Source organism: Phenylobacterium sp., assembly GCF_044236515.1.
Taxonomy (GTDB): Bacteria; Pseudomonadota; Alphaproteobacteria; order Caulobacterales; family Caulobacteraceae; genus Phenylobacterium.
Map to the genome: position 1 here is coordinate 1 of NZ_JBIIGK010000207.1, position 4,112 is coordinate 4,112.

Below are 4,112 nucleotides of genomic sequence, written 5' to 3' on the forward strand. Positions count from 1 at the left end.
TCCGCGAAGGCGGCCGTACGGTCGGCGCGGGCGTCGTCTCGAAGATCGTCGAGTAAGCCTCACCGCTCACTCGAGACCAAGGCAAGGGCCGCCGGGACACCCCCGGCGGCCCTTTTCCTTTGCGCGCCTGTCCGGCATGTCATGACCTCGAATTAAGCTGCCCTTACGCCGCGACCGGCCTAGCGTCACCGTCAAGGGACAGGAGACGAAGACCATGCGCCTCGCCGTTTCAGCTCTGATCGGGACCTGCGCCCTCGCCGCCGGCGGCGTCGCCCAGGCCGCCGAGGTCAAGATCCGCGATGCGGCGGCCCGCGTCACTGTCATCCCCGAGAGCCGCTCCGACATCCTCGTCGAGGTGGTCCGCGCCAATCCCGACCTGCCGATCCGGATCCGCCAGGAGCGCAACGTCACCCTCGTCGACGGCCGCCTCGGCGCCCGTATCGGCGGCTGCCGGGGGGAGGGGGGCAGCGCCCGCGTCCACGTCCGCGGTCACGGCCAGGTGCCCGTCGCCCAGTTGCCGCAGGTCGTGATCCGCACGCCGATGGACGTGAAGGTCGAGGCCAGCGGCGCGGTGTTCGGCGTCGTCGGCCGCGCCGCCAGCGTCGACCTCGCCCACGGCGGCTGCGGCGACTGGACGCTGGCCAACGTCCGCGGGGATCTGAAGCTCAACCAGGCCGGCTCGGGAGACACCCTGGCGGGCTCCGCCGGCTCGGCGCGCATCCGCCTGGCGGGCGCCGGCGACGTCAGCCTGCGCGCGGTCGCCTCCGGCCTCAAGCTCGACCTCGCCGGCTCGGGGGACATCGTCGCGGCCTCCGCCTCGGGTCCGGTCGACATCTCCCTTGCCGGCTCGGGCGAGGTGCGGATCGCCGGCGGCCGCGCCACGGCTCTCAGCGCTTCGGTGGCCGGCTCCGGCGACGTCGTCTACGAGGGCGAGGCCGACAGCCTCCGGGCCCGCGTCGCCGGCTCCGGCGACATCCGCGTCCGCCGTGTGCGGGGCGAGGTCGCCCGTTCGGTGATCGGGTCCGGCCAGGTGTCGGTCGGACGCTGAGAGGGGCCGCGGCCGGCTTGACGAAGCCGAGTCGGATAGGTATTACCGCGCCTCCTGTTGGACCGGCTGTGCGCTTCGGCGCAGACGCGGCCCGCGGAACGAACCTGAGACAGTGCTAAAATTTAGCGTTTCGGGAGGGGCCCTCGCAGATTTCGCGCGGGCCTAAGTCGTTTGTAGCGGACTTACGCGTACGGGCTCTCATCGAGAGTTCGGGTTGGTCTTTGAAATGGTCGAGATCACGCGGGCGGGCCGCCGTCTGTAGGGAACGAAAAGAGCGATATGGATCGTCAGAACATCCGCATCCGCCTGAAGGCGTTCGACCACCGCGTGCTGGACCATTCCACGCGCGAGATCGTCAACACCGCCAAGCGGACCGGCGCCACCGTGCGCGGGCCTATCCCGCTGCCGACGCGCATCGAAAAATTCACCGTCAACCGCTCGCCGCACGTCGACAAGAAGTCGCGCGAGCAGTTCGAGATCCGCACGCACAAGCGCGTGCTCGACATCGTCGACCCCACCCCGCAGACCGTGGACGCGCTCATGAAGCTCGACCTGTCCGCCGGCGTGGACGTCGAGATCAAGCTCTAAGGGGATCGGTCCGATGCGAACCGGCGTGATCGCCAAAAAGCTGGGTATGGCCCGCTTCTTCGATGAAGCCGGCGTTCATGTCCCGGTGACCGTGCTCAGCCTCGAAGGCTGCCAGGTCGTCGCCCAGCGCACGAAGGACAAGGACGGCTACGTCGCGCTCCAGCTCGGTGCTGGCGCGAAGAAGGCCAAGAACACCTCCAAGGCCCTGCGTGGTCACTTCGCCAAGGGCGAAGTCGAGCCGAAGCGCACCGTGGCCGAGTTCCGGGTGTCGGAAGACAACCTGATCGACGTGGGCGCGGAACTGACCGCCGACCACTTCCTTCCGGGGCAGAAGGTCGACATCACCGGCGTCACCGTCGGTAAGGGCTTCGCCGGCGCCATGAAGCGCTGGAACTTCGGCGGCCTGCGGGCGACCCACGGCGTGTCGGTCTCGCACCGCTCGCACGGTTCGACCGGTAACCGCCAGGACCCGGGCCGGACTTTCCCGGGCAAGAAGATGGCTGGCCATCTCGGCCAGGAAACCGTCACCACGCTCAACCTGACCATCTGGCGGGTCGACACCGAGCGGAACCTGATCCTGGTGAAGGGCGCCGTCCCGGGCACCGAGGGCACGTTCGTGAAGATCCGCGACGCGGTGAAGTCGGCTCTGCCGGCCGACGCCCCGAAGCCGGGCGCGTTCCGCAAGTCGGGCGAGCAGCCGGCTCCGGCCCAGGCCGCGGCGGAAGAGGCTCCGGCTGAAGAAGCCGCGGTGACCGAGGCTGCGGCCGAGGCTCCGGAAGCTGGGGATCAAGCGTAATGAAACTCGACGTCATCAAGCTCGACGGCGGGAAGGGCGGCTCGATCGAGCTGGCCGACGAGATCTTCGGCATCGAAGAGATCCGCGGCGACATCCTGCAACGCGTCGTCACTTGGCAGCTGGCCAAGCGCCGCTCGGGCAACCACAAGATCCAGGTCCGCAACGAGGTCTCCCGGACCTCGAAGAAGATGTACAAGCAGAAGGGCACCGGCGGCGCCCGTCACGGTTCGCGCCGTGCGGCCCAGTTCGTCGGCGGCGCCAAGGCCCACGGTCCCGTGGTCCGCAGCCATGCCTTCGACCTGCCCAAGAAGGTCCGCGCCCTGGCCCTGCGCCACGCGCTGTCGGCCAAGGCCAAGGATGGCTCGCTGATCGTCCTCGACTCGCTGTCGGTGCAGGAAGCCAAGACGGCCGCCCTGCGCGAGCAGCTCGGCAAGATCGGCGTCACCCACGCCCTGGTCATCGCCGGAGCCGAGGTGGACAAGAACTTCGGCCTGGCGGCCCGCAACATCCCGAACGTGGATGTGCTGCCGAACGCCGGCCTGAACGTCTACGACGTGCTGCGTCGCCGCACCCTCGTCCTCACCAAGGACGCGGTCGAAGCGATCAACGCGCGCTTCCAGGCTAAGGAGGCCGCGTAATGGCCGAGCAACCCACCGTTCGTCACTACGACACCATCCTGTCGCCGGTGATCACCGAGAAGGCCACCCTGCTCTCGGAGCAGAACAAGGTCGTCTTCCGCGTGGCCGCCGACGCCTCGAAGGACGAGATCGCTTCGGCGGTCGAGGCGCTGTTCAAGGTCAACGTGACCAAGGTCAACACCCTCAACGTGAAGGGCAAGACCAAGCGCTTCCGCGGCATCGAAGGCCGTCGTTCCGACGTCAAGAAAGCTGTCGTGACCCTGGCCGAGGGCCAGTCCATCGACATCACCACGGGGCTCTGATCCGATGGCCTTGAAGCAATACAACCCGACGTCCCCCGGCCGGCGCCAGCTGGTTCTGGTGGACAGGTCCGAGCTCCACAAGGGCCGCCCGGAGAAGTCCCTCGTCGAGGGCCTGACCAAGACCGGCGGCCGTGGCGGCGGCGGACGCATCGCCGTCCGCTTCCGCGGCGGCGGCGCCAAGCGCCTGTACCGCAAGGTGGACTTCAAGCGTCGCAAGTTCGACGTCGCCGCGACGGTCGAGCGCCTGGAGTACGACCCGAACCGGTCGGCCTTCATCGCCCTGATCAAGTACGCCGACGGCGAACTGGCCTACATCCTGGCCCCGCAGCGCCTGAAGGCCGGCGACCAGGTGATCGCCGCCGAAAAGGCCGACGTGAAGCCGGGCAACGCCATGCCGCTGCGCGGCATGCCGATCGGTACGATCATCCATAACGTCGAGCTGAAGCCGCTGAAGGGCGGTCAGATCGCCCGCTCGGCTGGCGCCTACGCCCAGCTGGTCGGCCGCGACGCCGGCTACGCCCAGATCCGCCTGAACTCGGGCGAACTGCGCATGGTGCCGGACAGCTGCATGGCCACCGTCGGTGCGGTCTCCAACCAGGACCACATGAACGAGGTCATGGGTAAGGCCGGCCGCAACCGTCACAAGGGCCGTCGCCCGCACGTCCGCGGCGTCGCCATGAACCCGGTCGATCACCCGCACGGCGGCGGTGAAGGCAAGACCTCGGGCGGCCGTCACCCGG

The 4,112-nt window shown here is 68.7% G+C and carries 6 protein-coding genes; all 6 read left to right on the forward strand.

Annotation, left to right across the window (positions count from 1 at the left end):
• Positions 1-214 precede the first annotated feature (214 nt).
• Positions 215-1,048, forward strand: a complete 834-nt coding sequence (locus ACILRF_RS14970) for a GIN domain-containing protein (RefSeq protein WP_395674283.1) — start codon at positions 215-217, stop codon at positions 1,046-1,048.
• A 279-nt stretch (positions 1,049-1,327) separates the two neighbouring features.
• A complete protein-coding gene (gene rpsJ / locus ACILRF_RS14975; RefSeq protein ID WP_091739014.1) occupies positions 1,328-1,636 on the forward strand; it encodes a 30S ribosomal protein S10 in 309 nt (102 codons plus the stop codon).
• A 13-nt stretch (positions 1,637-1,649) separates the two neighbouring features.
• Positions 1,650-2,432 carry a 50S ribosomal protein L3 gene (rplC, locus tag ACILRF_RS14980; RefSeq protein ID WP_395674285.1) on the forward strand — a complete coding sequence of 261 codons (783 nt, stop codon included), beginning with the start codon at positions 1,650-1,652 and terminating at the stop codon, positions 2,430-2,432.
• Positions 2,432-3,070: a 50S ribosomal protein L4 gene (gene rplD, locus ACILRF_RS14985; protein ID WP_395674287.1), complete on the forward strand. Its 639-nt coding sequence runs from the start codon at positions 2,432-2,434 to the stop codon at positions 3,068-3,070. Before rplC ends, rplD begins: the two co-directional genes overlap by 1 nt.
• Positions 3,070-3,372 (forward strand): 50S ribosomal protein L23, encoded by a 303-nt coding sequence (locus ACILRF_RS14990; protein ID WP_395674289.1) that lies wholly within the window; start codon positions 3,070-3,072, stop codon positions 3,370-3,372. The genes rplD and ACILRF_RS14990 overlap by 1 nt, the downstream gene beginning before the upstream one ends.
• A 4-nt stretch (positions 3,373-3,376) precedes the next feature.
• On the forward strand, positions 3,377-4,112 hold a 736-nt coding region (gene rplB / locus ACILRF_RS14995), incomplete at its 3' end, for a 50S ribosomal protein L2 (protein WP_395674291.1).

Coding starts and splice junctions, on each gene's coding strand:
- ACILRF_RS14970 (WP_395674283.1), top strand. CDS start 215: ATGCGCCTCGCCGTTTCAGCTCTGATCGGGACCTGCGCCCTCGCCGCC.
- rpsJ (WP_091739014.1), top strand. CDS start 1,328: ATGGATCGTCAGAACATCCGCATCCGCCTGAAGGCGTTCGACCACCGC.
- rplC (WP_395674285.1), top strand. CDS start 1,650: ATGCGAACCGGCGTGATCGCCAAAAAGCTGGGTATGGCCCGCTTCTTC.
- rplD (WP_395674287.1), top strand. CDS start 2,432: ATGAAACTCGACGTCATCAAGCTCGACGGCGGGAAGGGCGGCTCGATC.
- ACILRF_RS14990 (WP_395674289.1), top strand. CDS start 3,070: ATGGCCGAGCAACCCACCGTTCGTCACTACGACACCATCCTGTCGCCG.